The sequence below is a fragment of the Streptomyces sp. NPDC051180 genome (assembly GCF_040689545.1).
In the GTDB taxonomy this organism is placed as follows: domain Bacteria; phylum Actinomycetota; class Actinomycetes; order Streptomycetales; family Streptomycetaceae; genus Streptomyces.
This window is the reverse complement of the sequence record NZ_JBFBBC010000004.1, coordinates 431850-455382: the sequence shown is the minus strand read 5'-3', so window position 1 is coordinate 455382 and position 23533 is coordinate 431850. Positions and strand designations below refer to the sequence as shown.

Here is a 23533-nt window from a genome sequence, read left to right as displayed (position 1 = left end):
GTCAAGATGACTCTTAAGGAGGCGGGCGTGAGCCTCGCGAACATCCTCGAACCCCTGCAGCGGCCCCTGCTGACCGTCCTGGACACCCCGGTCAGCTGGACCGAGGTCCTGGGCTTCGGCAGCGGAGCCCTGTGCGTCTGGCTCGTCGCCCGCCAGCACGTGGCCAACTGGCCCATCGGCATCGCCAACAACCTCTTCTTCGTCCTGCTCTTCGCACAGGCCGGGCTCTACGCCGACGCCGGCCTCCAGATCGTCTTCATCACCCTCGCCGCGTACGGCTGGTGGACCTGGACCCACGGGGGTGGACCAGGCTCCGACGACCTCCCGGTGCGCCGCACCACGCGCACCGAGTGGACGTGGCTGATCGCGGCGGGGGTGGTGGGGACCCTCGCCCTCACCCTCCTGCTCGACCGCGTCACCGACTCGACGGTCCCGTTCTGGGACGCCCTCACGACCGCGCTCTCCCTGGCGGCGACCTACGGCCAGTGCCGCAAGCTGGTCGAGTCCTGGTGGCTCTGGATCGCGGCCGACGTCGTCTACGTACCGCTCTACGCCTACAAGGAGCTGTACCTGACCTCCCTGCTGTACGTCGGCTTCATGACCCTCTGCGTCCTCGGCCTGCGCGGCTGGAGCAGGGACCTGGCCGGCTCGCGGCGCCCGGTGGCGGAGGCGACGGCGTGAAGCGCTACGGCCACGGCCTCGTCCTCGGCAAGTTCTATCCGCCGCACACCGGCCACCACCACCTCGTCCGCACCGCCCGCGACCGCTGCGAGCGCCTCACCGTCCTCGTCTGCGCCTCCTCCGTCGAGAGCATCCCGCTGGAGGAGCGCGTCGCCTGGATGCGCGAGATCCACCCCGACGTCCTCGTCGTCGGCGCCGTCGACGACACCCCCGTCGACCTCCACGACCCCGACGTCTGGGCCGCCCACATGGCCGTCTTCCGCGCCGCCGTGCCCGAACGCGTCGACGCCGTCTTCACCTCCGAGCCGTACGGGGAGGAGCTCGGCCGCCGCTTCGGCGCCGAGTCCGTCCTCGTCGACCAGGAGCGCACCCGCTTCCCCGTCTCCGGCACCGCCGTCCGCGCCGACCCCGCCGGCTCCTGGGACTTCCTGGAACCGCCGGTCCGCGCCGCGCTCACCCGCCGGATCGTCGTCCTCGGCGCCGAGTCCACCGGCACCACCACCATGGCCCTGGCCCTCGCCGACCACTACCGGCGGCGCGGCGGCGTCTGGGCCCGCACGCGGTACGTACCGGAGTACGGGCGGGAGTACAGCGAACTCAAGCTCGCCGAACTCCGCGCCGAACGCCCCGGCGCCACCTGGCCCGACGTCACCTTCCGCTCCTCCGACTTCCCCGTCATCGCCCAGCGCCAGGCCGAACTGGAGGAGGAGGCCGCCCGGGACGGCTCACCCGTCCTCTTCTGCGACACCGACGCCTTCGCCACCACCATCTGGCACGAGCGGTACATGGGCACCGCCAGCCCCGGCACCGGCGAGATCGCCGCCCGGGGCCGACAGCACCTGTGGCTGCTCACCGACCACCGGGGCGTCGACTTCGAGGACGACGGGCTGCGCGACGGGGAGCACCTGCGGCCCTGGATGACCGCCCGCTTCCTCACCCAGCTCGCCCACACCGGACGCCGCACCGCCGTCCTCACCGGCCCCCACGAGGAGCGGCTCGCGGCGGCGGTCGCCGCCGTCGACGGCCTCCTCGCCGAGGGCAGCCTCCTCGCCGACCCCCTGCCGGAGCGCCGATGAACCGTCCCGAGACGCCCGAGACCCCCGCGGCGCCCGAGACCCCCGAAGGCCGGCCGATCCCCGAGGGTCACGCGGGCCACGCGGGCCACGAGGACCGCGAGAGCCCCGAGGGGTACGACCCGCACGCCTTCGAGCCGTTCGCCGTCACCGTCGACCTCGCCGTCCTCACCCTCCGCGAGGAGCGGCTCCACGTCCTGCTGGTCGAGCGCGGCGCCTCGCCGTACAGCGGCTCCTGGGCCCTGCCCGGCGGCTTCGTCCTGCCGCGCGAGTCCGCCGAGTCCGCCGCCCGGCGCGAACTCGCCGAGGAGACCGGCCTCTCCGACACCACGGTCGCCGGCCTCCACCTCGAACAGCTCCGCACCTACAGCGACCCGGACCGCGATCCGAGGATGCGGGTGGTCTCGGTCGCCTTCACCGCGCTCGTCCCGGACCCCCCGGAACCGCGCGGCGGCGGAGACGCGGCGCAGGCCCGGTGGGTGCCCTACGGGACCCACGGCCCCCTCGCCTTCGACCACGACCGGATCCTCGCCGACGCCCACGAACGGGTCGGCGCCAAACTGGAGTACACCTGCCTCGCCACCGCCTTCTGCCCGCGGGAGTTCACCCTCGGCGAGCTCCGGCAGGTCTACGAGACGGTCTGGGGCATCGAACTCGACCGCCCCAACTTCCGGCGCAAGGTCCTCGCCACACCCGGCTTCGTCCAGGCCGTGGAAGGACCGCCGCGCCTCACCGGCGGACGGGGGAAACCGGCCGCCCTCTACCGGGCGGGGGACGCCACCACCCTCCACCCGCCCCTCCTGCGACCGGAAGGACGATCCACGTGAACCCCGCACGCACCGCGACCAAGCAGGCCGCGACCGGCTCCCTGATCGGGCTGGCGCTCGGCGACGCGCTGGGCTTCCCGACCGAGTTCAACGACGTGCCGTCGATCCTCGCCAAGGTCGGACCCTGGCGGGAGATGGCGCTGCCCGTCAGGAACCACACGGCGTACGTCACCGACGACACCCAGATGGCCCTCGCCTTCGCCCGGGGCATCCGCACGGCCATGGACCGGGAAGTGCTCTCCCCGCACGCGCTCGCCGGGCCCGTCCGCGCCGAGTTCGTCGACTGGTACCACTCCCCGGAGAACAACCGGGCCCCCGGCAACACCTGTCTGACGGCCTGCGCGCTCCTCGACGGCGACCGGCCCTGGCAGGACGCCAGCCGGATCGGCTCCAAGGGCTGCGGCGCCAACATGCGGGTCACCCCCATCGGGCTCGTCCCCGGGCTGAGCGAGGAGCAGCGGGCCGGAGCCGCGCAGCTCCAGGCGGCCCTGACCCACGGTCACCCCACCGCGCTCGCCGCCTCCGACCTCACCGCCCGCGCCGTGTACCTGCTCGCCCAGGGCGTCGACCCGACCGGGCTCGTCGGCCAGCTGCGCTCGTACGCGTACGAGAACCGCTCGCGCTACCACGAGCACTGGCTGGGCGACCTCTGGACCCGCTCCCAGGACCCGTCCGCCCGCCACTTCGTCGAGCGCGGCTGGGACGAGTGCCTGGCTGTCCTGGAGCGCCTGGACGCCGTCCAGCGCACGGCCGACCCGGAGCTCGACCCCTGCGAGTACACCGGAGACGGCTGGATCGCCGAGGAGGCCCTCGCGACCGGGCTGCTCTGCTTCCTGCTCTTCCCCGAGCAGCCCCTCACCGCGCTGCGTCGCGCCGCCTGCACCCGGGGCGACTCGGACTCGATCGCCGCCCTGGCGGGCGCCTTCGCGGGCGCGCACCTCGGCGCGGACGCGTGGCCGAAGGAGTGGGCGGAGCAGGTCGAGTACCGGAGCGACCTGCTGACCTTCGGCGCCCTCTGGGACGCTTGACCCATGACGCTCACCCTGGACCTGGACCTCTCGGCCGTCGTCGCCGAACAGCCCGACCCGCTGCTCTTCGCGACGGTCTCCGGCGCGCACCTCTACGGCTTCCCGTCCCGTGACTCGGACGTGGACCTGCGGGGTGCGCACCTGCTGCCGGCGGAGGCGCTGATCGGGCTCCGCGAGCCGGAGGAGACGCGGTCCCGGATGTGGGACCGCGACGGCGTCGAGATGGACCTCGTCACCCACGACCTGCGGAAGTTCGCGCGGCTGATGCTGCGGCGCAACGGCTACGTCCTGGAGCAGCTCACCTCCCCGCTCGTGGCCCACACGACGGAGACCCACGCGGAGCTGGTCTCGCTGGTGCCCGGGGTGCTCACCCGCCACCACGCCCACCACTACCGGGGCTTCGCGGGGACGCAGTGGAGGCTCTTCCAGAGCAGCGGCGAGCTCAAGCCGCTGCTGTACACCTACCGCGCGCTGCTCACCGGCATCCACCTGATGCGGTCGGCGGAGGTCCAGGCCCATCTGCCGACCCTCGTCGGGGAAGTGCCCGAGGCGCCCGCCCGGCTGCCCGGCCTCGTCGCGGCGAAGGCCGACGCCGAGCACGGGCACGCGGAGGTCGCCGTCGAGGACGTACGAGCCGAGACGGAGGCCCTGCACGCGGTCCTGGACGAGGCCCAGGCCGCGTCGCGGCTGCCGGAGGCCGCGGACGGCGCCCACGACGCGCTCCACGACCTGGTCGTACGGGCCAGGGCGGCGTCGCGCTAGACGGCGACGTTCCCGGCGTCGAGGGCCGACGCCCGGCGTGCGCGGACCAGGAAGTCCTGGACGCGGGCGACGTCGGGGGCGTCGGGGAGCGGCGTGGTGTCGTGGGCGCGGTCGGCCTCGTCCTGGAGCCGGTTCATCCAGGACTCGACCTCCGACCAGGTCATCTCGCCCCGCTTCACCGACAGGAGGCGGTCGCGCTCCTCGCCGACGTCGATGCGGAGCTCGCCGGTGCGCAGCAGGTCGCGGCAGCTGGTGAGCAGCCGGAGCAGGTGCATGGCGTGCTTCCAGCGCGGGTGGCCGTACTGGCGGACGTCGGCGTCGAGCTTGCGGCGCTGCCCGCCCGCGTACCGGACGAAGGTCTGGTGCGCCCGCCGGGAGAGGAAGGCGGCGCGGAGCGAGAGCAGCTCGCGGCCGACGTCGTCGACGTGCTCGACGACGGGGGAGTGGAGGCACTCCAGGACGTTGGGGTTGTTGCGCAGGGCGAGTTCGCAGAACCGCTCCAGCTCCCAGCTGAACTGCTCCTCCGCCGGCCCCTCCACATGGGCCGGGGGCTTGTCGAAGTGCCAGAACAGCGGCGTCGGGGCGAGGTAGACGCCCCGGAGGTCCGTGTCGCTGTCCTCGGTCGCGAGCCCGAAGGCGCGCGAGCCCATGACACAGGAGTAGATCGTGTGGTCGCGCACCAGGTCGTCCGGAGTCATGCCGGTCAGGCTACGCGAGGGTGATCGACCCCCCGGAGACGGTGATCTGTTCGGCCGGCAGGGGGCGGGGAGCCGGCCCCGCCGCCACCGAGCCGTCGGCGACGCGGAACTTCGAGCCGTGGCAGGGACAGTCGATGGTGCCGTCCGCGACCTTGTTCACCAGACAGCCCTGATGGGTGCAGACCGCGGAGAACGCCTTGAACTCGCCGGCCGTCGGCTGGGTGACGACGACCTTCTCCTCGTCGAAGACCTTGCCCCCGCCGACCGGGATCTCCGCCGTCGTGGCCAGCGCCTCGACGCTCGCGCTCGGCTTCGTCGTCGGCGACGCCGGGGCCGATGCCGTGGTCTCGCCGGCTCCCGGAGACGACGGCGCGGCCGCCGCGGAGGACGTCTGCGTACCCCCGTCGCCGCCGTCGCCGCCACCGTCCGAGCCGCAGCCCGTCGTCGTCAGGGCCGCGGCGGCGAGAAGGACGGTACGGCGGTTCGTGGCGCGTGAAGTCATGCGGCCAGCTTGGCGCCGGGCCCCCCGCCGGGCCTCCGCAACACGCCTACGCGCGGGGGACCAGCTCCCTCGCACGGCCGTCCGCATCCCGCCGCACCTCCCTCACCGCGGTCACCGCGGCCCGCTCCACCGGGCCGTACACGTGCGGGAACAGCACGTCCCCCGACCCCTCCCAGCGGACCTCGGCGCCGAGCCGCGCCTCGTCGATCACCAGCACCAGGAGCGGACCTGGCACGTCCCGGTAGTGGGCGTCGGCGATCGCCAGGGCCGTCGCCTCGTCCGCCGAGCAGTGGACGAACCCCTCGGCGGCGAGCGACGGCGGGGCGTACGGGGCATCGGGAGAGGCGGACCAGTCGGTCAGCGGTACGACGTGCAGCAGCATCCGACCTTTGTACCCCGCCCCGCGCACCTTCCTCCGCTTCCCCGGGGTGTACGCCGAGTGGCGGAACACCCCGGTTCGGGTGACATTGACCCTGTTCCGTACCGTACGAAAGGCAGGACCATGGCGGGAAACGACCTCGGCAGTCTCCTCGGCAGCCTCCTCGGAGGCGGCGGGCAGAGCGGCGGCAGCGGCGCCGGCGGCATCCTCGGCTCCCTGATCGGCGCCCTCGCGGGCGGCAAGGGCGGCGCCGCCGGCGGCGACGGCACGAACCCGCTCGGCGGCCTCCTCGACATGCTGACCAAGTCCGGCCTCGTCGACCAGGCCCAGTCCTGGGTCGGCACCGGTGACAACCAGCCCGTCAGCGGCGCCCAGATCTCCGAGGCCCTCCCCGACGAGACGCTCCGGCAGGTCGCGACGGAAGCCGGGGTCAGCCCGCAGCAGGCCGCCGACGAGATCGCCCGGTCGCTGCCCCGAGCCGTCGACAAGCTGACCCCGAACGGCTCGCTTCCCCAGGGCGGCTCCCTGGAGGACATCATCCGGCAGCAGCAGCTCTGACCCGCCGACGGCGCCCGCACTCCGTCCCGTACGTCTCGGAGGGCGGGCGCCGCGGCGCGCCGCCCCCACCGCTGACTAGGCTGAACGGAGCACTTGACGCAGGCGAAGGAGCACGACGTGGCGGTACGAGCGGTCCGAGGAGCCGTCCAGCTCGACGCGGACGAGGCCGGACACATGCGCGAGCGGGTCGAGGAGCTGCTGACCGCCGTCCTCACCCGCAACGGGCTCACCCACGACGACCTCATCAGCATCTGGTTCACGGCCACGCCCGATCTGCACAGCGACTTCCCCGCCGCCGCGGCCCGCCACGTCGGGATCGTCGACGTGCCCCTGATCTGCGCACAGGAGCTCGACATCGAGGGGGCGATGCCGAGGGTCGTCCGGCTCCTCGCCCACGTCGAGACCGAACTGCCCAAGTCCCGGATCGCGCACGTCTACCTCGGCGCCGCGGCCGCCCTGCGCAAGGACATCGCCCAGTGAGAACAGCGCTCGTCATCGGAACCGGACTGATCGGCACCTCCGCCGCGATCGCCCTCGCGGGCCGGGGCGTCACCGTCCACCTCCGCGACCACGACCCGGCGCGCGCCAGCACGGCCGCCGCCCTCGGCGCCGGCACCGACGAGGCCCCCGAAGGCCGCGTCGACCTCGCCATCGTCGCCGTACCCCCGGCGCACGTCGCCGCCACCCTCGCCGACGCCATGGCCGCCGGGCTCGCCCGCGGCTACCTCGACGTGGCGAGCGTCAAGGGCGGGCCGAAGCGCGAGCTGGAAGGCCGCGGGCTCGACCTCACCGCGTACATCGGCACGCACCCCATGGCCGGCAAGGAGCGGTCCGGCCCGCTCGCCGCCACCCCCGACCTCTTCGAGGGCCGGCCCTGGGTCCTCACCCCCTCCCGGGACACCGACACCGAGGTCCTCAACCTCGCCCTGGAACTCGTCGCGCTCTGCCGGGCCGTCCCCGTCGTCATGGACGCCGACGCCCACGACCGCGCCGTCGCCCTCGTCTCCCACACCCCCCAACTGGTGTCCTCCATGGTCGCCGCGCGCCTGGAGGAGGCCGACGAGTCCGCCGTACGCCTCTGCGGACAGGGCATCCGGGACGTCACCCGCATCGCCGCCTCCGACCCGCGCATGTGGATCGACATCCTCTCCGCCAACCCCGGCCCCGTCGCCGACGTCCTCTCCGGCGTCGCCGCCGACCTCGACGAGACCGTCCGCGCCCTGCGCTCCCTCCAGTCCTCCGACGAGGACAAGCGCCGGGACGGTGCCGCGGGCGTCGAGGACGTCCTGCGCCGCGGGAACGCCGGGCGCGCCCGCGTCCCCGGCAAGCACGGTGCCGCCCCCACCGTCTACGAGACCGTCGCCGTCCTCATCAGCGACCAGCCCGGCGAGCTGGCCCGCATCTTCGCCGACGCCGGCCGCGCGGGGGTCAACATCGAGGACGTCCGCATCGAGCACGCGACCGGGCAGCAGGCCGGCCTCGTCCAGCTCATGGTCGAGCCCTCCGCCGCGGCCCTCCTCGGCACCGCCCTCCAAGAACGAGGCTGGTCCCTCCGCACGACCTGACCCCCTATGCGAGCCTGCGCTCCGCCGACGCCGGTGCCGCTTCGTTGTGGGCAATCGTTCCGCTGGGGCGGAACGGGTGGGCACAACGGACGGCGCCCTTTGCCGGGCCTAGGCTTCCGTGCCCCGGGCCCGCACCCGTTGCGCGTCGCCCTGACGGTGCGGGTCCAGGCACAAGGGGCGGAGGCGCGGCCGAGCGCGCCGTCCCGTGTGCCCACCCGTCCCGCCCCAGCGGGACGATTGCCCACACGAGGGGGCCGCCCCCGGCTCATGGCGACGCTCCGCGCGCCGGGTGGCCCGGCCCCGTGGGTGCGCCGGCCCGTGCGCCGGCCGAGGTGGGCCCAGGCGCGGCCGCCCCGCAGGGGACGTGGTCCAGGGGCGGGGGCGCGAGCCCGGGCGGGGCCCGCCGAGGCCGTGGGCGGGTGCGGGGCCGTGGGGGGTCCGGGGCGCGGGGGCGGAGGGGGTCGGGGACTCGGTAACCTTGTAGAGGTGCCCGCATCCCGCAGGGCCCCGCCACTCACCCCCAGGAAGGTGTTCCCACCGTGGAATCCGTGATCGTCGCCATCGACGGGCCCTCCGGCACGGGCAAGTCGAGCACCTCGAAGGCGGTCGCCGCCAAGCTGGGGCTGAGCTACCTGGACACCGGTGCGCAGTACCGGGCGATCACGTGGTGGATGATCAGCAACGGCGTGGACACGCAGGACGCGGAGGCCGTGGCGAACGCCGCGTCGAAGCCGGTGATCGTCTCCGGGACGGACCCGTCGCGTCCGACGATCACGGTCGACGGCGCGGACGCCGCCGTGGCGATCCGTACCGAGGAGGTCACCTCGAAGGTCAGCGCCGTGAGCGCCGTGCCCGAGGTGCGGTCGCTGATCACGGAGCTGCAGCGGACCATCGCGAGGAGCGCCGAGCTGGGCATCGTCGTCGAGGGCCGGGACATCGGGACCACGGTGCTGCCGGACGCGGACCTGAAGATCTTCCTCACGGCCTCGCCCGAGGCCCGCGCCGCGCGCCGCTCCGGAGAGCTCAAGGGCGTCGACGTGCACGCGACGAGGGAGGCCCTGATCAAGCGGGACGCGGCCGACTCCAGCCGCAAGACGTCTCCGCTCGCCAAGGCCGGGGACGCCGTCGAGGTGGACACCTCCGACCTGACCCTCGACCAGGTCATCGAGTGCGTGGTCACCCTGGTGGACGAGAAGAGGGCGGCCGCCAAGTGACCCTGCCCTCCGGCAAGGGCGCCGCCGTCGGCCGCCGTATCGGCATCGGGCTGATGTACGGCTTCTGGAGACCGCGCGTCCTCGGCGCCTGGCGGGTGCCCGCCTCCGGCCCCGTCATCCTCGCCGTCAACCACGCGCACAACATCGACGGCCCCATGCTCATGGGCACCGCCCCGCGTCCCGTGCACTTCCTGATCAAGAAGGAGGCGTTCGTCGGCCCGCTCGGCAGCTTCCTGGAGGGCATCGGGCAGGTGAAGGTGGACCGCGACAGCACGGACCGCACCGCGATAGGAAACGCCCTGGGCGTCCTGGAGCAGGGCGGCGTCCTCGGGATCTTCCCCGAGGGCACCCGGGGCGACGGCGACTTCGCCTCGCTGCGCGCCGGCCTCGCCTACTTCGCCGTCCGCAGCGGGGCGCCGATCGTCCCGGTCGCCGTCCTGGGAAGCACCGAGCGCCGGGGACGGTTGGTCAAGGCACTGCCTCCGTTGCGCGGCCGGGTCGACGTCGTCTTCGGCGACGCCTTCGACGCGGGCGACGGCTCCGGCCGGCGCACCCGCAAGGCGCTGGACGAGGCCACCGTACGGATCCAGGGACAGCTCACCGCTCACCTGGAAAACGCCAGGCGCCTCACCGGGCGCTGAGCGAGACTTTCAGTAGTGGGCCCCGCCGCCGGGGTACCCACCGACCACGAATGATCAAGGAACGGACTTCATGAACGACCAGCACGACCACGGGGCACTTGGCGACGCCGAGTACGCGGAGTTCATGGAGCTCGCCGCGGAAGAGGGCTTCGACGTCGACGAGGTCGAGGGCGCGATCGAGGAGGCCGGGCACGGCCCGCTCCCCGTCCTCGCCGTCGTCGGCCGCCCGAACGTCGGCAAGTCGACCCTGGTGAACCGCATCATCGGCCGCCGCGAGGCCGTCGTCGAGGACAAGCCGGGCGTCACCCGTGACCGCGTCACCTACGAGGCCGAGTGGGCCGGGCGCCGCTTCAAGGTCGTCGACACCGGCGGCTGGGAGCAGGACGTCCTCGGCATCGACGCCTCCGTCGCCGCTCAGGCGGAGTACGCCATCGAGGCCGCCGACGCCTGCCTCTTCGTGGTGGACGCCACCGTCGGCGCCACCGACACCGACGAGGCCGTCGTCAAGCTGCTCCGCCGCGCCGGCAAGCCCGTCGTGCTGGCCGCCAACAAGGTCGACGGCCAGTCCGGCGAGGCCGACGCCGCGATGCTGTGGTCCCTGGGTCTCGGCGAGCCGTTCCCCGTCTCCTCCCTGCACGGCCGCGGCACCGGCGACCTCCTCGACGAGGTCCTGCGCAAGCTGCCGGAGGCCCCGGAGCAGCGCTTCGGCAACGCCGTCGGCGGCCCGCGCCGGATCGCCCTCATCGGCCGCCCGAACGTCGGCAAGTCCTCCCTCCTGAACAAGGTGGCCGGCGAGGACCGCGTCGTCGTCAACGAGCTGGCCGGCACCACCCGCGACCCGGTCGACGAGCTGATCGAGCTCGGCGGCGTGACGTGGAAGTTCGTCGACACCGCCGGCATCCGCAAGAAGGTCCACCTCCAGGCGGGCGCGGACTACTACGCCTCCCTGCGGACCGCCGCGGCCATCGAGAAGGCGGAGGTGGCCGTCATCCTGATCGACACCACCGACAACATCTCGGTCCAGGACCAGCGGATCATCACGACGGCCGTCGAGTCGGGCCGCGCCATCGTCATCGCCTACAACAAGTGGGACGAGCTCGACGAGGAGCGCCGCTACTACCTCGAGCGCGAGATCGAGACCGAGATGCAGCAGGTCGCCTGGGCGCCCCGCGTCAACGTCTCCGCCAAGACCGGCCGCCACATGGAGAAGCTGGTCCCGGCCATCGAGACCGCCATCGCCGGCTGGGAGACCCGTGTCCCCACCGGCCGGCTGAACGCCTTCCTCGGCGAGATCGTCGCGGCCCACCCGCACCCGGTCCGCGGCGGCAAGCAGCCCCGCATCCTCTTCGGCACGCAGGCCGGCACCAAGCCGCCCCGCTTCGTCCTCTTCGCCTCGGGCTTCCTGGAGGCGGGTTACCGCCGCTTCATCGAGCGCCGTCTGCGCGAGGAGTTCGGCTTCGAGGGCACCCCGATCCACATCTCGGTGCGCGTCCGCGAGAAGCGCAGCCGCAAGAAGTAGCACCCGCACGCGGGAACGGCCGAGGGCCGGGGCTTGGTCGCCCCGGCCCTCGGCCGTTCCCCCGTCCCGGCCCCCTACAGCCCCCTGCGGGGGCCGGGCGGCAGCGCCGCCTGCGCCGGCGGATAGGGCTGCGGAAGCTGCGCCGACCAGGCCGTCGGATGCGCCGCCGCGTGCCGGTGGCCCTGCCCGTGTCCGTACCCGCCCGCGGCCGTGCCGAAGGCCCGGAAGGTCAGCTCCTCCTCGCCGCTGCGATCACCCGGCAGCGTGCGGAACGACCTGCGGAACTCCGAGTACAGGGCGTCGTAGATCGGCGTGGGCGAACCGCCCGCCGCGACGTCCTGCGCGGGGCGCATGGCCGGGATCTGACTCGGATACGGCTGGAGGAAGGGGTCGTATGCGTGCACGTACGTGCCAACGACCCTGCCGCCCGTCGGATGCGGGCGGCTCTCCGAAAGAGGAGCCCGCCGGGGGCGCGGCACGGTCGGGCCGCCGGCGGACGCCTGGTCCTTCGGTGTCGCCGGGACCCGCGCCCGCCCTATGGCCGGCCGGCCGTCCTCCATCAGGTGCCGGCCAGCGGCATCGCGGCGGCCACCAGACGGCCGTTCGCCGCGGCCTTCTCCAGGGCGTCGCGCAGCAGGTCCTCGCGCGGCTGCTGGCCGATCGAGCCGACCGGGGCGGCGAAGACGAGGACCGTGTGCGACTTGTTGGCCGCCGCCCGCCAGCCGTCGGTGACCTGGAGCGGCTGGTGCGCCTGCCACCACGCGGCCTGGCCGGCTCCGCCGGGGCCCGGCTGGAGCACGGAGTGCAGCTGGCCCATGGCGACCAGGACCGACCAGCCCGGCAGCACGGCGGGCCTCTCGTCGAGGTCCATCACCTGCTGGAAGCCCTGGTCGGCAAGGAGCGGCAGGAACTCGTCGACGAGGCCGTCCGATCCCGGTCGGGCGACGGGGGCGGTCGGCTCCACGACGAGCGCGGGGTGCAGCTCGCCCTGGATCAGGACGAGACCGCTGGTCACGCCGAGCACGGCCTGCTCGGGGTGGGCGGCGCTGAGCGCGTCGGCGGTGTCCGAGGCCGTGATGGAGGCGACGGCGCCCTGGAGCTGCTCCTCGGCGACCCGGACGACCTGCGACGGGATGCAGCTGGCGTGGGCGAACGCGAGGACCGCGGTCTCGTCGCCGACGAACAGGACCGTGCTGGTGCGCTCCTGGTCGGAGTCGCCCGGCGTGCGGCAGGAGGTGCAGTCGTAGCTGCCCGGGGCGTTGTCGCCGGCGAGCAGCCGGTCCGCTTCTTCGTCGCCGATCTCGGCGCGTACGTCCTCGCTGACGTCGAGCATGCGCGGCACGGGGGGCTCCCTGGACTCGGTACGGGGGGACGCCGGCCCGTTGCCGGGCGTCTCATGACGAGTTCAACGGGTCAGGATCGGCCGGGGTCACGCGTGGAAGCGAGGCAACTTGCCGGAGGCTCGTGCGGCGGGCGGCCGGCGGGGCGCGCCGGGGGCGGTGACTCCGACCGGGTGGGGTGTGAACGGTGTTCCGCGCGGCACGGGCCGGCGGCGCGGGGCGGCTGCCTAGCCTGCGTCGATGTCGAAGATCCGATTTTGGACGGCCGGTTCCCTCGTGGCGGCGTCCGCGGCCGCGCTCCTGACCCTGGCTCCGGCACCCGCCCAGGCCCGGGACGCGTCCGACGCGGTCGGGGGCCGGTCCGACGCGGTCGTCAGGGACGTGCCCGACGCGGTTCGGGAGGGCCAGGCGGCGGCCGGGGACGCGCTCCGCGAGACCTCCGCCGCGCTCCTGGAGGCGTCGGACGCACTCCGCGGGGCCGCCTCCGTGCCCGCCTACGCCTGCGCCGCCGACCAGTGGCCGTGGGGGTGCGTCGCCGAGTGCGAGTCCAGCGGGCGCTGGAACACCAACACCGGCAACGGCTTCTACGGCGGGCTCCAGTTCTGGCAGCCGACCTGGGTCGAGCACGGCGGGCTGCGGTTCGCGCCGCGGGCCGACCTGGCGACCCGGCAGCAGCAGATCACCGTCGCGCAGGAGGTGCTGCGCACCCAGGGATGGGGCGCGTGGCCCGTCTGCTCCAAGCGGTACGGCCTGAGCGGGCGGGTCCACACGGTGCAGCCCGGGGACACGCTGGCCTCGATCGCCCGGCGGTTCGCGATCAAGGGCGGCTGGCAGGCGCTGTACCAGGCGAACCGGGCCGTCATCGGGGCCGACCCGAACCGGATCGTCGTCGGCGCCATGCTGCGGATCGCCCCGCTCTGAGCCCGCGTCCCCGCGCACTCCCCTCAGGTGAACTCGACCGGCTCCCCGCTCGCCGCGCGGGAGCCGCGGCGCAGCTCGTGCACGAGCGTGCCCGGCGCGAGCCCGTCGGGCACCCGCTGCTCGGCGAGGACCACGGCCGGCCCGTCCCGTACGGCGAGCTCCGCGAGCAGCCGGTAGGTCCGGGCCGCGATCGGCGGCGCCAGGCCGAGCGACGGCTCGTCGACCAGCACCACGCGCGCGCGTGCCCGCAGGGCGCGGGTCAGCGCGAGCATCCGGCGCTCCCCGCCCGAGAGGGTGCCTGCGGTCCGGGGCAGCAGCGGCAGGAGCTCGGGGTACGGCGCGGGGTCCGCGGGCCCGGGCGTGAGGAGCGCGAGGTTCTCGGCGACCGTGAGGCCCTCGTAGACCGCCCGGAGGTCCGGTACGAGGCACAGCCCGCGGCGGGCCCTCTCGTACGCCGGCAGCCGGGTCACGTCGGCGCCCTGCCACAGCACCCGGCCCGCCGAGAGCCGGACCGTTCCCGCGAGGGCGCGCAGGGCGGTCGTCCGCCCCGCGCCGTTGCGGCCCAGGAGCACGGTGACCGTCCCGGCCGGGACGGCCAGGTCGAGGCCGTGCAGGGCCTCCAGGGGGCCGTAGCGTACGTGGGCGGCACGCAGCTCCATCTCGACGCTCATGACAGGAGCCGGCCTCCTTCCATGGTGTGCACGGTGTGGGCGATCCCCGCGACGAGGTCCGGGTCGTGCTCGACCACCAGGACCGTCAGGCCGTCCGCCGCGAGCGCCGCCAGGATGCGGGCGAGCGCTGCCGTCTCGGCGGAGTCGAGCCCGGCGGCGGGCTCGTCGAGGAGGAGGGTGTGCGGCCGGCCCGCGAGCGCGCGGGCCAGCTCCACCCGGCGCAGGGCCCCGGTGGGCAGGTCGCCCGCCGCCCGGTGCCGCACCGGGCCGTCGAGCCCCAGCAGCCGCAGGGCACGCTCCACGGCGGCGGGGTCCCCTCCGCCGTGGCCCTGCTCCTCGCCGAGGCGGACGTTCTCCTCGACGGTCAGCGACGGGAAGACGGCGAGCCGCTGGAAGGTGCGGGCGATGCCCAGCCGGGTCCGGGCGTGCGCCGGCCGCCCCGTGATGTCCGTGCCGTCGAGCGTGATGGTGCCCTGGCCGCGCCGCGGCCGCAGGGTCCCGGCGAGGCAGTCGAAGAGCGTGCTCTTCCCGGCGCCGTTGGGACCGACGAGCGCGGTGACGCGGGCGGGGGCGAGGCCGAGGGTGACGTGGTGCAGGGCGGTGGTCCCGCCGGGGTAGGTGAGGGTGAGGTCGTGCGCGCACAGGCGTGGTGGGGTCGGGCCCGCGGGGTGCCCGGCGGGCGTCGCCCGGGCGCGGGGACGGGTCCGGCCCGGTGCCCGGCGGGGGGCCGCCCCCGCCCGCGGTGGCGCTCCGGGCGGGGGGTGTCGGGGGCTCGCCCGGGGCAGCAGGGCGGTGAGCGGCGGCAGGCGGCCGGTGAGCGCGGTGAGGACGCCGACGAGGGCCGCGGCGGCGCCGGCGTGGGGGCCGGCGTCGAGGGTGACCAGGAGGGCGGCGGCGATCAGGGGGGTGAGCAGGCTGTCGGCGCCCAGGGCGAGGACGGCGGCGAACCAGAGGAGGCCGCGGACGGGGTCGTACGCCTCCGGGTCGAAGGCGCGCAGTCCCATGCCGAGGAGTCCGCCGCCGAGCGCGGCGAGGGCGGAGCCCAGGACGAAGGCGAGGAGCTTGAGGCCGCCGACGCGGACGCCCGCGGCCTCGGCTCCCGGCTCGTGGTCCCGCAGCGCGGCGAGGGCGCGGCCCGTGCGGCCCCGGCGCAGCCCGGCCACCAGGACCAGGCAGCCGGCCAGGACGACCAGCTCCAGGGCGTAGAAGGCGCGGTCGTCGGCGAAGCCCGCCGGGCGGCCGAGGGACAGTCCGGCCGTCGCGTACGGCTGGGTGAGGACGAAGCGGCTGACGGCCACCCCGACGGCCAGGGTCGCGAGCGCCAGGGCGAGGCCGTGGCGCCGGATCGCCGGCCCGCCCGTCACCAGGCCCGCCAGGGCCACCAGGGGCACCGCGAGCGCCAGCGCGGCCAGGGCCGGCACGCCGGCCGTCGCGAGCAGGGCCGTGAAGAGGGCGCCGAGGCCCGCGTACGCGGCCTGGCCGAGGGCGATCTGGCCGCCCCGGCCCGCCACCACGACGAGGGACAGCAGGATCACGGCGAGCGCGGGGACCTGGATCGCCGTGTGCAGGTCGGAGCCCGCGAAGCCGAGGGGGAGGAGCATCAGGACGCCCACCACCCCCCACAGGCCGGCCGGCGGCCGCGGGGCCGGGGAGGGGGGCGGCAGCGCGTCCCGGCCCTTGCCGCCGATGCCGGGCAGGACGAGCGCCGCCACCAGGAGCGCCACCACGAAGAGGTTCGCCCCGACGGCCTGCACGAGCGGTTCCGCCCACCCCTCGGGGTGGAGCCGGGTGAGCTGCGCCTGGGCGACCCCGATGGCGAGCGCCGCCGCCACCGCGACCGGCAGCGACCTCATCCGGGCGATCACCGCGACCGCGAGCACCTCCAGGACGAGCAGCGGCATCCCGTACGGATCGAGTCGCACGTAGGGGGCGAGCAGCACGCCGGTGAGCCCGGCCGTGAACGAGCCGAAGGCCCACCCCGCCGCCGCGACCCGGTCCGCGTCGATCCCCGACATCACGGCGAGCGGGCGGTTGTCCACCACCGCCCTCAGCTCCCGGCCGAACCGGGTCCACCGGGTCACCGCCCCGACCAGGCAGGCGAGGGCCGCCACCGCCCCGAGCTGGGCCCACGGATCGTCGCCGAGGAGGACCGGCGCGTCGTCCCGCGCCCCGGGCCCCCACAGCAGCACCGCGGCCCCGACGAGCAGGACGAAGACGCCGATGGAGGCCACCAGGGTCCGCGCGGGGTTCTGCCCCAGGACGGCGAGCGGCCGGAAGACCCCGCGGTCCAGGACGAGCCCGATGCCCGGGGCGACCACCAGGAGCGTGACGAGGGCGCCGAGCGGCAGCGGCCAGCCCCACTCGACCACCAGCTGCCGCAGGACGTACGCGCAGATCATGGCCACGGCGCCGTGGGCGAGGTTCAGCACGCCCGTGGCCCGGTGGGTGACGATCAGGCCGATGCCGGTGAGCGCGGCGGCGCTGCCGACCGCGAGGCCGGCGAGCGTCAGCTCGTACGTCAGGGAGGCCACGGCTCGCACACCGGGCAGGGGTCGAGGCCGGCGGCGCCCGCCTCCGTCGCCTCCGGCTTGCCCTCGACCAGGGGGCAGTCCGGGCGGTGGGCGAGGGTTCCGCCGGGGACGCGGAGGGGCGGGCCGTCGTCGGAGGGCGGGGGAGACTCCGGCTCGGGTCCCGGCGGTCCCGTCGGCTCCGTCTGCGGCGTGCGCACCGAGAGCAGCGCCGCCGTCCCGGTGAGCACCGCGCCCGCCACGATCAGCGCCGCCCCCGGAACCGTGCAGGAGGCCAGATAGGGCAGCTGCCGCTCGGCGAACCGCTCTCCGGAGATCCCGTACCAGCCGAGGACGCACAGCACCGCGCCGGCGGCGGCGGCCGCGAGACCGCTCCAGAGCAGGATCCGGGATGTCGGCACGGGACCTCCTCGCAGTCGATGCCACGCCCGAGTCGTCCGCTTCCTTCTTTCCTTGCACTATGCCCCGATCCGTCCCACCCTGGAAACATCAGCCCGTTCACGCGGGCATGACACGCGGTGGTGAGGCGGATGGTTGTCGAACGACCCGGCGGGCGATCCCGCCTCGTGGCCCTCGGAGCCGTCGCCGTCCTCGCCCTGGCACCCGCCCTCGCGGGCTGCTCGGACGACGGCGACTCGTCCGGCGGTACCTCGCCGACCCCGCCGCCGGGGGTGACCGAGCAGTCGCCCGGTTCCGCGGGGCCCGCCGACCCGGCCGCCGCGAAGGCGGAGATCACCAGGAACTGGACGGCCTTCTTCGACCCCGGCACCCCGACGACCGAGAAGGTCGGGCTCCTGGAGAACGGCGAGCAGCTGCGGCCGGTCCTCGCCGCCTTCGCCGCCGACAAGAACGCCGCCATGACCTCGGCGAAGGTCACCGGCGTCGAGTTCACCTCGGCCACCGACGCGAACGTCACCTACGACCTTCTGGTCGGCGGAACCCCGGCCCTGCCCGGCTCCCAGGGCACGTCGATCCTCCAGGACGGCACGTGGAAGGTGTCCGTGAAGACCCTGTGCGGCCTCGTCGAGCTGAGCGGTGTCACCGTTCCGGGCTGCTGAGACGGCCGCGGCGCTGCTCCTGGCCGTGCTGCTCGCCCTCCTGGCGGGCTGCGGCAGCCGGCTTCCGGAGCGCGCCTTCCAGACGCGGCCCACCGCCACCCCCTCCGGCGGTGAGCCGCTCAGGATCGGGATCATCACGAGTGCCACCAGCCCGGTCGGCGGCCAGGCGTTCACCGGACCGCGCGACGGCGCCCGCGCCTACTTCGACGCGCTCAACCGGAACGGCGGTCTCGACGGACGCCGCGTCGAGGTCGAGACCTGCGACGACGGCGGCAGCGGCGTCGGCAACAACGCGTGCGTGCACCGGCTGGTCGACGAGCGCAAGGTCTTCGCGCTCGTCGCCACCACCGCCCTGGACTACGCGGGCGCGCCCCTCGTCTCCCGGGCCGGCGTGCCCGACATCGGCGGGCAGCCCCTGACGCCGGCCTACGACACGTATCCGCACCTCTACGGGATCTACGGCAGCTCCGCCCCGCGCACCGGCGGGAAGCCGGGCTGGAACGGGACGCTCTACGGCGGCACCGAGGTCTACCACTGGTTCGAGAAGGAGCTGGGCGCCAGGACCGCGGCCGTCGTCTCCTACAACCAGACCGCGTCCGCCGCGTACGCCCGGCTGATCGCCGACGGACTGCGGGCCGAGGGCTACCGGGTCGTCGACGAGCAGGTCGACTTCGCCCTGCCCAACTTCCGCGCCGTCGCCGCCGATCTGCGCGACCGCAAGGTCGACCTCCTCTTCGACGCGATGGACACCCACGGGAACGTGCGGCTCTGCGAGGCGATGGAGGCGCTCGGAGTACGGGTCGCCGCCAAGGTCACCAACGTGCAGAACTGGTCCTCGTCCGTCGCCCGCGACTACGCCCGCGCCCCCGGCTGCCTGAACGCCCTGTGGGTGACGGGCGCCAGCCGCAACCACCAGGACACCGGCGATCCCGCCGTCCGCGAGTTCCGCGCGGCCATGGGGCAACGCCCGCTCTCCCAGTGGCAGTTGGAGGGATGGGCGGCCGCGATGTGGTTCACCGACGCGGCCCGCTCCTGCCTCGCCGACGGTGGCCTCACGCGCGCGTGCGTCGAGGACTTCATGAACCGTCCGCAGCCGTACACCGCGCGCGGGCTGCTGCTCCCGGTCCGCTTCGAGCACCTGGCCGCCCCGCCGGCGACCCGCTACACCTGCCTGTCCGTGGCCCGTTGGGAGAGCGGCCGGGGCTGGGTGGCGCAGGGCGAGATGACCGATAACTGCGCGACCGTCCCCCAGCTCGGCTACCGCCCGTGAGCAACTCCCGGCCCCGGCAGTACAGTCGATCGACCGATCACATGTCCGACCCGGGGGGAACCGGCAGCGCGATGCGCATTTCCTTTCTGCTTCACAACGGCTATCACTACGGCGGGACGATCCGGACCACCTTCACCCTCGCCGGGGAACTGGCGGAACGCCACGAGGTCGAGATCGTCTCGGTGTTCCGCCACCGCGACCGACCCATCCTGGACCTCCCCGCGAGGGTGACCCTGCGTCACCTCGTCGACCTGCGCGAGGACAGCCCCGGATACGACGGCGACCACCCCGACTTCCGCCGCCCGGCGCAGGTCTTCCCGCGCGGCGACGGACGCTGGAAGCAGTACAGCGCCCTCACCGACGCGCGGATCGGGGAGCACCTGCGCGGGGTCGAGGCCGACGTCCTCGTCGCCACCCGTCCCGGGCTCAACGTGCACCTCGCCCGACAGGCCCGGCGGGGGCCGGTCCTCGTCGGCCAGGAGCACCTGATACTGGACGGGCACAGCTACCGGCTGCGCCGCGACATCGCCCACGAGTACGCCCTCCTCGACGCCGTCACGACCGTGACCGAGGCCGACGCCCGCGCCTACCGCCGACTTGACCTGCCCGGCGTGCGCGTCGAGTCCGTGCCCAACAGCGTGCCCGCCTCACCGCTGCCGCCCGCCGACCCCGCGGCACGGACCGTCGTCGCGGCCGGCCGGCTGACCCGGGTCAAGCGGTACGACGTCCTCATCGACGCCTTCGCGCGGGTCGCCGCCGACCACCCGGACTGGAAGCTGCGCATCTACGGCTCCGGCGACGCGGTCCAGGACCTCCGGCGCCCGCTGGCCCGGCGCATCGAGGAACGCGGACTCGGAGGCCAGGCGTTCCTCATGGGGTCGGTGACCCCGATGGAACCCGAGTGGGCCAAGGGCTCGATCGCCGCGGTCACCTCGCAGCGCGAGTCCTTCGGCATGACGATCGTGGAGGCGATGCGCTGCGGACTTCCCGTGGTCTCCACCGACTGCCCGAACGGACCCCGCGAGATCATCGAGGACGGCGTCGACGGACGCCTCGTCCCCGTCGACGACGTCGCCGCGTTCGCCCTCGCCCTGCGGAGCCTCGTCGAGGACGAGGAGCTGCGGGCCGAGACGGCGCGCGCTGCGCTGGCCGCCTCCGAGCGCTTCGACCCCGGGCGGATCGCGGCCCGGCACGAGGCCCTCTGGACCGACCTCGTCGACCGGGGCGCCGCCCGGCGCACCCACCCCGAGGCACGCGCCCGGGTCCATCGGGCGGTGGGCCGGGTCATCGACGCGGTCTACGCCCAGAAGGCGAGAGCCGGCCGCCTCGTCCGCCGCCTCCGCTGACGGGGCGATGCGGTCTCGGCACACCCCCCGCGGTGGGCCGTCGTCCCTCAGGGCAGGGCGGGTGGGCACACGGGACGGCGCCTCCGGGCTGCTGGCAGACTCGGCGCCATGTTGGAGACCTCCGCGCGGCTGCTGCGCCTGCTCTCGCTGCTCCAGGCCCACCGCGAGTGGTCCGGCCCCGACCTCGCCGAACGGCTCGGGGTGACCTCGCGCACCGTCCGGCGCGACGTGGAGCGGCTGCGGGAGCTCGGATACCCCGTGCACGCCAGTCCCGGCACCGGCGGCGGGTACCAGCTGGGGGCCGGGGCCGAACTGCCGCCGCTGCTCCTCGACGACGAGGAGGCCGTGGCCGTCGCCGTGGGCCTGCGGGCCGCCGCCGGTCAGGGCGTCGAGGGCATCGGCGAGAGTTCGGTGCGCGCCCTGGCCAAGCTGGAGCAGGTCCTGCCGGGCCGGCTCCGGCGGCGGATCTCGGCGCTCAACGCCTTCACCGTGCCGATGCTGCGCACCCCGAAGGAGCGGGTGGACCCGGCGGTCCTGACCGAGCTGGCCAACGCCTGCCGGGACGGTGAGCGGCTCCGGTTCGCCTATCGCGACCACGCCGGCGCCACCACCCGCAGGACCGTCGAACCGCACCGCCTGGTCTGCAGCGAGCGGCGCTGGTACCTGGTCGCCTGGGATCCGGACCGGGGGGACTGGCGGACGTTCCGGGCCGACCGCATCGAGCCGACCCCGCCCCACGGCCCCCGCTTCCCGCCCCGCGAACCCCCGGCCGAGGATCTGGCCGCCTACGTCTCCCGAGGCGTGTCCGGCACGGCGTACGCGGCCGAGGCGACGGTCAGGCTGCTGGTCCCGCTCGCCGAGGCGGCCGCGGTCGTCGGGCCGATGGACGGCACCCTGGAGGCGGACGGCGAGGACCGCTGTCTGCTGCGGACGGGGGCGCACAGCCTCGACGTGCTGGTGATCCACGTGTCGCTGATGGGCTTCGCGTTCGAGGTGGTCGAACCGCCCGAGCTGACGGAGCGGATCAGGGCTCTTCGGGACCGGTTGTCCCGCGCCCTCGACCGGACCGGAGCCGGGTCGGCGGAGGGCTCGTGATCCGCATGCGTTCGTAGGCCGCGAACTCCGGGTGGTGCAGGTCGAAGGCGGGCGCCTCGGACCGGATCCGCGGCACGGCGTCGAAGTTGTGCCGCGGCGGCGGGCACGAGGTCGCCCACTCCAGCGAGCGGCCGAACCCCCACGGGTCGTCGACCTCGACCTTCGCCCCGTAGCGCCGGGTCCGCCACACGTTGTAGAGGAAGGGCAGGGTGGACACGCCGAGCAGGAAGGCGCCGATCGTGGACAGGGTGTTGAGGGCGGTGAAGCCGTCCGCGGCCAGGTAGTCGGCGTACCGCCGGGGCATGCCCTCCGCGCCCAGCCAGTGCTGCACCAGGAACGTCAGGTGGAAGCCGGTGAAGAGCGTCCAGAAGTGGATCTTCCCCAGCCGCTCGTCGAGCATCCGGCCGGTGAACTTCGGCCACCAGAAGGAGAAGCCGGCGAAGGTCGCGAAGACCACCGTCCCGAAGACCGTGTAGTGGAAGTGGGCCACGACGAAGTACGAGTCGGTCACGGCGAGGTCCATGGGAGGCGAGGCGAGGATCACCCCGGTCAGCCCGCCGAAGAGGAAGGACACCAGGAAGCCGACGGACCAGAGCATGGGGGTCTCGAAGGAGAGCGAGCCCCGCAGCATCGTCCCGGTCCAGTTGAAGAACTTCACCCCGGTCGGCACCGCGATGAGGAACGACAGCAGCGAGAAGAAGGGCAGCAGCACGGCTCCGGTCGCGAACATGTGGTGCGCCCAGACCACCACCGAGAGCCCGGTGATCGCCATGGTGGCCGCGATCAGCGTCGCGTAGCCGAAGATCGGCTTGCGGGCGAAGACCGGGATGATCTCGCTGATGATCCCGAAGAACGGCAGCGCGATGATGTAGACCTCGGGGTGGCCGAAGAACCAGAACAGGTGCTGCCACAGCAGCGCCCCGCCGTTCTCGGGCTGGAAGACCACCGAGCCCAGACGCCGGTCCGACTCCAGGACGAGCAGCGCCGCCGCGAGGACCGGGAAGGCGACGATCACCAGGACCGCGGTGAAGAGGACGTTCCAGGTGAAGATCGGCATCCGGAACATGGTCATGCCCGGCGCGCGCATCCCCACGATCGTGGCGAGGAAGTTGACCGAGGTCAGGATGGTGCCGAAGCCGGAGAGCGCCAGGCCCATGATCCACAGGTCGGCGCCCACGCCGGGGGAGCGCTCCAGGCCGTTCAGCGGCGCGTAGGCGGTCCAGCCGAAGGCGGCCGGGCCGGACGGGGTGAGCAGGGAGCCGACCACCATCAGTCCGCCGAAGAGGAACAGCCAGTACGAGAACATGTTCAGCCGCGGGAAGGCGACGTCGGGGGCGCCGATCTGGAGCGGCACCAGTTCGTTGGCGAAGCCGGCGAAGGTGGGGGTGGCGAAGAGCAGCAGCATGATCGTGCCGTGCAGGGTGAACGCCTGGTTGAACTCCTGGTTCGTGACGAGCTGGAGCCCGGGGCGGGCGAGCTCGGCGCGCATCAGCATCGCCAGGAGCCCGGCCAGGAGGAAGAAGACGAAGGAGGTGGCCAGGTAGAGGTGGCCGATCTTCTTGTGGTCGGTGGTGGTGAGCCAGTCGATCAGGACGCGGCCGTGCCGTTGCCGGGCCGATTCGACGGTCGCGGTCGCTGTCTCGGTCCCCATCGCTGCCTCCGCCTCGCGCCTCCCGGCTCCGCGTCTCCGGGCGTTCGGTCAGCGTAAGCATTCTGTAAGGGAACCGTGGGCGGCTCGCGTGCGCGTCGCCGGCGAAATTCGGGGCGGCGACGCGGGAACGGGATATCGCGGAGGCCGTGGCGAAGGCTTCCGGAGGATTACCGGAAAGTTCCGGAGGTCGATCGGAATTACCGGGG

General features: G+C 74.1%; 25 protein-coding genes. 16 read left to right on the top strand and 9 right to left on the bottom strand.

Features of this window, described 5'->3' with window-relative positions:
• Positions 1-27 precede the first annotated feature (27 nt).
• The 5 genes from pnuC to AB0424_RS11150 are packed head-to-tail and all read left to right on the top strand — an operon-like array spanning position 28 to position 4371.
• Positions 28-681 carry a nicotinamide riboside transporter PnuC gene (gene pnuC / locus AB0424_RS11170; RefSeq protein WP_366304083.1) on the top strand — a complete coding sequence of 218 codons (654 nt, stop codon included), beginning with the start codon at positions 28-30 and terminating at the stop codon, positions 679-681.
• The gene (locus tag AB0424_RS11165) at positions 678-1757 is read left to right on the top strand and encodes an AAA family ATPase (protein WP_366304082.1); all 1080 of its coding nucleotides are present in this window, start codon (positions 678-680) and stop codon (positions 1755-1757) included. The genes pnuC and AB0424_RS11165 overlap by 4 nt, the downstream gene beginning before the upstream one ends.
• Entirely contained in the window at positions 1754-2581 is an 828-nt protein-coding gene (locus AB0424_RS11160) for an NUDIX domain-containing protein (RefSeq protein ID WP_366304080.1), read from the top strand. Before AB0424_RS11165 ends, AB0424_RS11160 begins: the two co-directional genes overlap by 4 nt.
• Positions 2578-3609, top strand: coding sequence for an ADP-ribosylglycohydrolase family protein (locus AB0424_RS11155; RefSeq protein ID WP_366304078.1), 1032 nt, complete (start codon positions 2578-2580; stop codon positions 3607-3609). Before AB0424_RS11160 ends, AB0424_RS11155 begins: the two co-directional genes overlap by 4 nt.
• Before the next feature lie 3 nt (positions 3610-3612).
• Complete coding sequence (locus AB0424_RS11150) at positions 3613-4371, top strand: nucleotidyltransferase domain-containing protein (RefSeq protein ID WP_366304077.1); 759 nt, start codon at positions 3613-3615, stop codon at positions 4369-4371.
• Here AB0424_RS11150 and AB0424_RS11145 read toward each other — a convergent pair.
• Genes AB0424_RS11145 through AB0424_RS11135 form a run of 3 tightly spaced genes read right to left on the bottom strand, consistent with a single transcriptional unit; the run spans position 4368 to position 5953 of the window.
• Entirely contained in the window at positions 4368-5069 is a 702-nt protein-coding gene (locus tag AB0424_RS11145) for a nucleotidyltransferase domain-containing protein (protein ID WP_366304075.1), read from the bottom strand. The two genes, AB0424_RS11150 and AB0424_RS11145, sit on opposite strands and share 4 nt — an antisense overlap.
• Positions 5070-5079: 10 nt before the next feature.
• Entirely contained in the window at positions 5080-5571 is a 492-nt protein-coding gene (locus tag AB0424_RS11140) for a Rieske (2Fe-2S) protein (protein ID WP_366304073.1), read from the bottom strand.
• A gap of 46 nt (positions 5572-5617) precedes the next feature.
• A complete protein-coding gene (locus AB0424_RS11135; protein ID WP_366304071.1) occupies positions 5618-5953 on the bottom strand; it encodes a DUF952 domain-containing protein in 336 nt (111 codons plus the stop codon).
• 120 nt (positions 5954-6073) lie between these two features.
• Between AB0424_RS11135 and AB0424_RS11130 the strand changes: the two genes are divergently transcribed.
• The 6 genes from AB0424_RS11130 (at position 6074) to der (ending at position 11447) form a co-directional block, all read left to right on the top strand.
• Positions 6074-6508 carry a YidB family protein gene (locus tag AB0424_RS11130; RefSeq protein WP_366304069.1) on the top strand — a complete coding sequence of 145 codons (435 nt, stop codon included), beginning with the start codon at positions 6074-6076 and terminating at the stop codon, positions 6506-6508.
• Between the two features lie 117 nt (positions 6509-6625).
• Positions 6626-6988, top strand: coding sequence for a chorismate mutase (gene aroH / locus AB0424_RS11125; protein ID WP_366304067.1), 363 nt, complete (start codon positions 6626-6628; stop codon positions 6986-6988).
• The gene (locus AB0424_RS11120; protein WP_366304065.1) at positions 6985-8073 is read left to right on the top strand and encodes a prephenate dehydrogenase; all 1089 of its coding nucleotides are present in this window, start codon (positions 6985-6987) and stop codon (positions 8071-8073) included. The genes aroH and AB0424_RS11120 overlap by 4 nt, the downstream gene beginning before the upstream one ends.
• 539 nt (positions 8074-8612) lie before the next feature.
• Positions 8613-9287 carry a (d)CMP kinase gene (gene cmk, locus AB0424_RS11115; RefSeq protein ID WP_366304063.1) on the top strand — a complete coding sequence of 225 codons (675 nt, stop codon included), beginning with the start codon at positions 8613-8615 and terminating at the stop codon, positions 9285-9287.
• A 53-nt stretch (positions 9288-9340) separates the two neighbouring features.
• Positions 9341-9928: a lysophospholipid acyltransferase family protein gene (locus AB0424_RS11110; RefSeq protein WP_366304158.1), complete on the top strand. Its 588-nt coding sequence runs from the start codon at positions 9341-9343 to the stop codon at positions 9926-9928.
• Between the two features lie 70 nt (positions 9929-9998).
• Complete coding sequence (gene der, locus AB0424_RS11105) at positions 9999-11447, top strand: ribosome biogenesis GTPase Der (RefSeq protein ID WP_366304061.1); 1449 nt, start codon at positions 9999-10001, stop codon at positions 11445-11447.
• Between the two features lie 74 nt (positions 11448-11521).
• Here der and AB0424_RS11100 read toward each other — a convergent pair whose 3' ends face one another.
• Both AB0424_RS11100 and AB0424_RS11095 read right to left on the bottom strand, forming a co-directional pair.
• The gene (locus AB0424_RS11100) at positions 11522-11851 is read right to left on the bottom strand and encodes a hypothetical protein (RefSeq protein WP_366304059.1); all 330 of its coding nucleotides are present in this window, start codon (positions 11849-11851) and stop codon (positions 11522-11524) included.
• Positions 11852-12006: 155 nt separating this feature from the next.
• The gene (locus tag AB0424_RS11095) at positions 12007-12789 is read right to left on the bottom strand and encodes a hypothetical protein (RefSeq protein ID WP_366304057.1); all 783 of its coding nucleotides are present in this window, start codon (positions 12787-12789) and stop codon (positions 12007-12009) included.
• A gap of 238 nt (positions 12790-13027) precedes the next feature.
• Here AB0424_RS11095 and AB0424_RS11090 point away from each other — a divergent pair, with 238 nt between their 5' ends.
• Positions 13028-13708: a transglycosylase family protein gene (locus AB0424_RS11090; protein WP_366304055.1), complete on the top strand. Its 681-nt coding sequence runs from the start codon at positions 13028-13030 to the stop codon at positions 13706-13708.
• Positions 13709-13731: 23 nt separating this feature from the next.
• On the opposite strand, the gene AB0424_RS11085 is transcribed toward AB0424_RS11090, so the two are convergent.
• The 3 genes from AB0424_RS11085 to AB0424_RS11075 are packed head-to-tail and all read right to left on the bottom strand — an operon-like array spanning position 13732 to position 17308.
• Positions 13732-14379 carry an ATP-binding cassette domain-containing protein gene (locus AB0424_RS11085; protein ID WP_366304053.1) on the bottom strand — a complete coding sequence of 216 codons (648 nt, stop codon included), beginning with the start codon at positions 14377-14379 and terminating at the stop codon, positions 13732-13734.
• Positions 14376-16910, bottom strand: coding sequence for an ATP-binding cassette domain-containing protein (locus AB0424_RS11080; protein WP_366304051.1), 2535 nt, complete (start codon positions 16908-16910; stop codon positions 14376-14378). Before AB0424_RS11080 ends, AB0424_RS11085 begins: the two co-directional genes overlap by 4 nt.
• Positions 16898-17308 (bottom strand): hypothetical protein, encoded by a 411-nt coding sequence (locus AB0424_RS11075; RefSeq protein ID WP_366304049.1) that lies wholly within the window; start codon positions 17306-17308, stop codon positions 16898-16900. Before AB0424_RS11075 ends, AB0424_RS11080 begins: the two co-directional genes overlap by 13 nt.
• 129 nt (positions 17309-17437) lie before the next feature.
• On the opposite strand from AB0424_RS11075, the gene AB0424_RS11070 reads away from it, so the two are divergent.
• The 4 genes from AB0424_RS11070 (at position 17438) to AB0424_RS11055 (ending at position 21676) form a co-directional block, all read left to right on the top strand.
• Positions 17438-17965, top strand: a complete 528-nt coding sequence (locus AB0424_RS11070; protein ID WP_366304047.1) for a hypothetical protein — start codon at positions 17438-17440, stop codon at positions 17963-17965.
• The gene (locus AB0424_RS11065; RefSeq protein WP_366304045.1) at positions 17943-19235 is read left to right on the top strand and encodes an ABC transporter substrate-binding protein; all 1293 of its coding nucleotides are present in this window, start codon (positions 17943-17945) and stop codon (positions 19233-19235) included. The genes AB0424_RS11070 and AB0424_RS11065 overlap by 23 nt, the downstream gene beginning before the upstream one ends.
• A 71-nt stretch (positions 19236-19306) precedes the next feature.
• Positions 19307-20581, top strand: coding sequence for a glycosyltransferase family 4 protein (locus AB0424_RS11060; protein ID WP_366304043.1), 1275 nt, complete (start codon positions 19307-19309; stop codon positions 20579-20581).
• A gap of 108 nt (positions 20582-20689) precedes the next feature.
• A complete protein-coding gene (locus tag AB0424_RS11055) occupies positions 20690-21676 on the top strand; it encodes a YafY family protein (protein WP_366304041.1) in 987 nt (328 codons plus the stop codon).
• Here AB0424_RS11055 and ctaD read toward each other — a convergent pair.
• Complete coding sequence (ctaD, locus tag AB0424_RS11050; protein WP_366304040.1) at positions 21606-23327, bottom strand: cytochrome c oxidase subunit I; 1722 nt, start codon at positions 23325-23327, stop codon at positions 21606-21608. The two genes, AB0424_RS11055 and ctaD, sit on opposite strands and share 71 nt — an antisense overlap.
• Between the last annotated feature and the right edge of the window lie 206 nt (positions 23328-23533).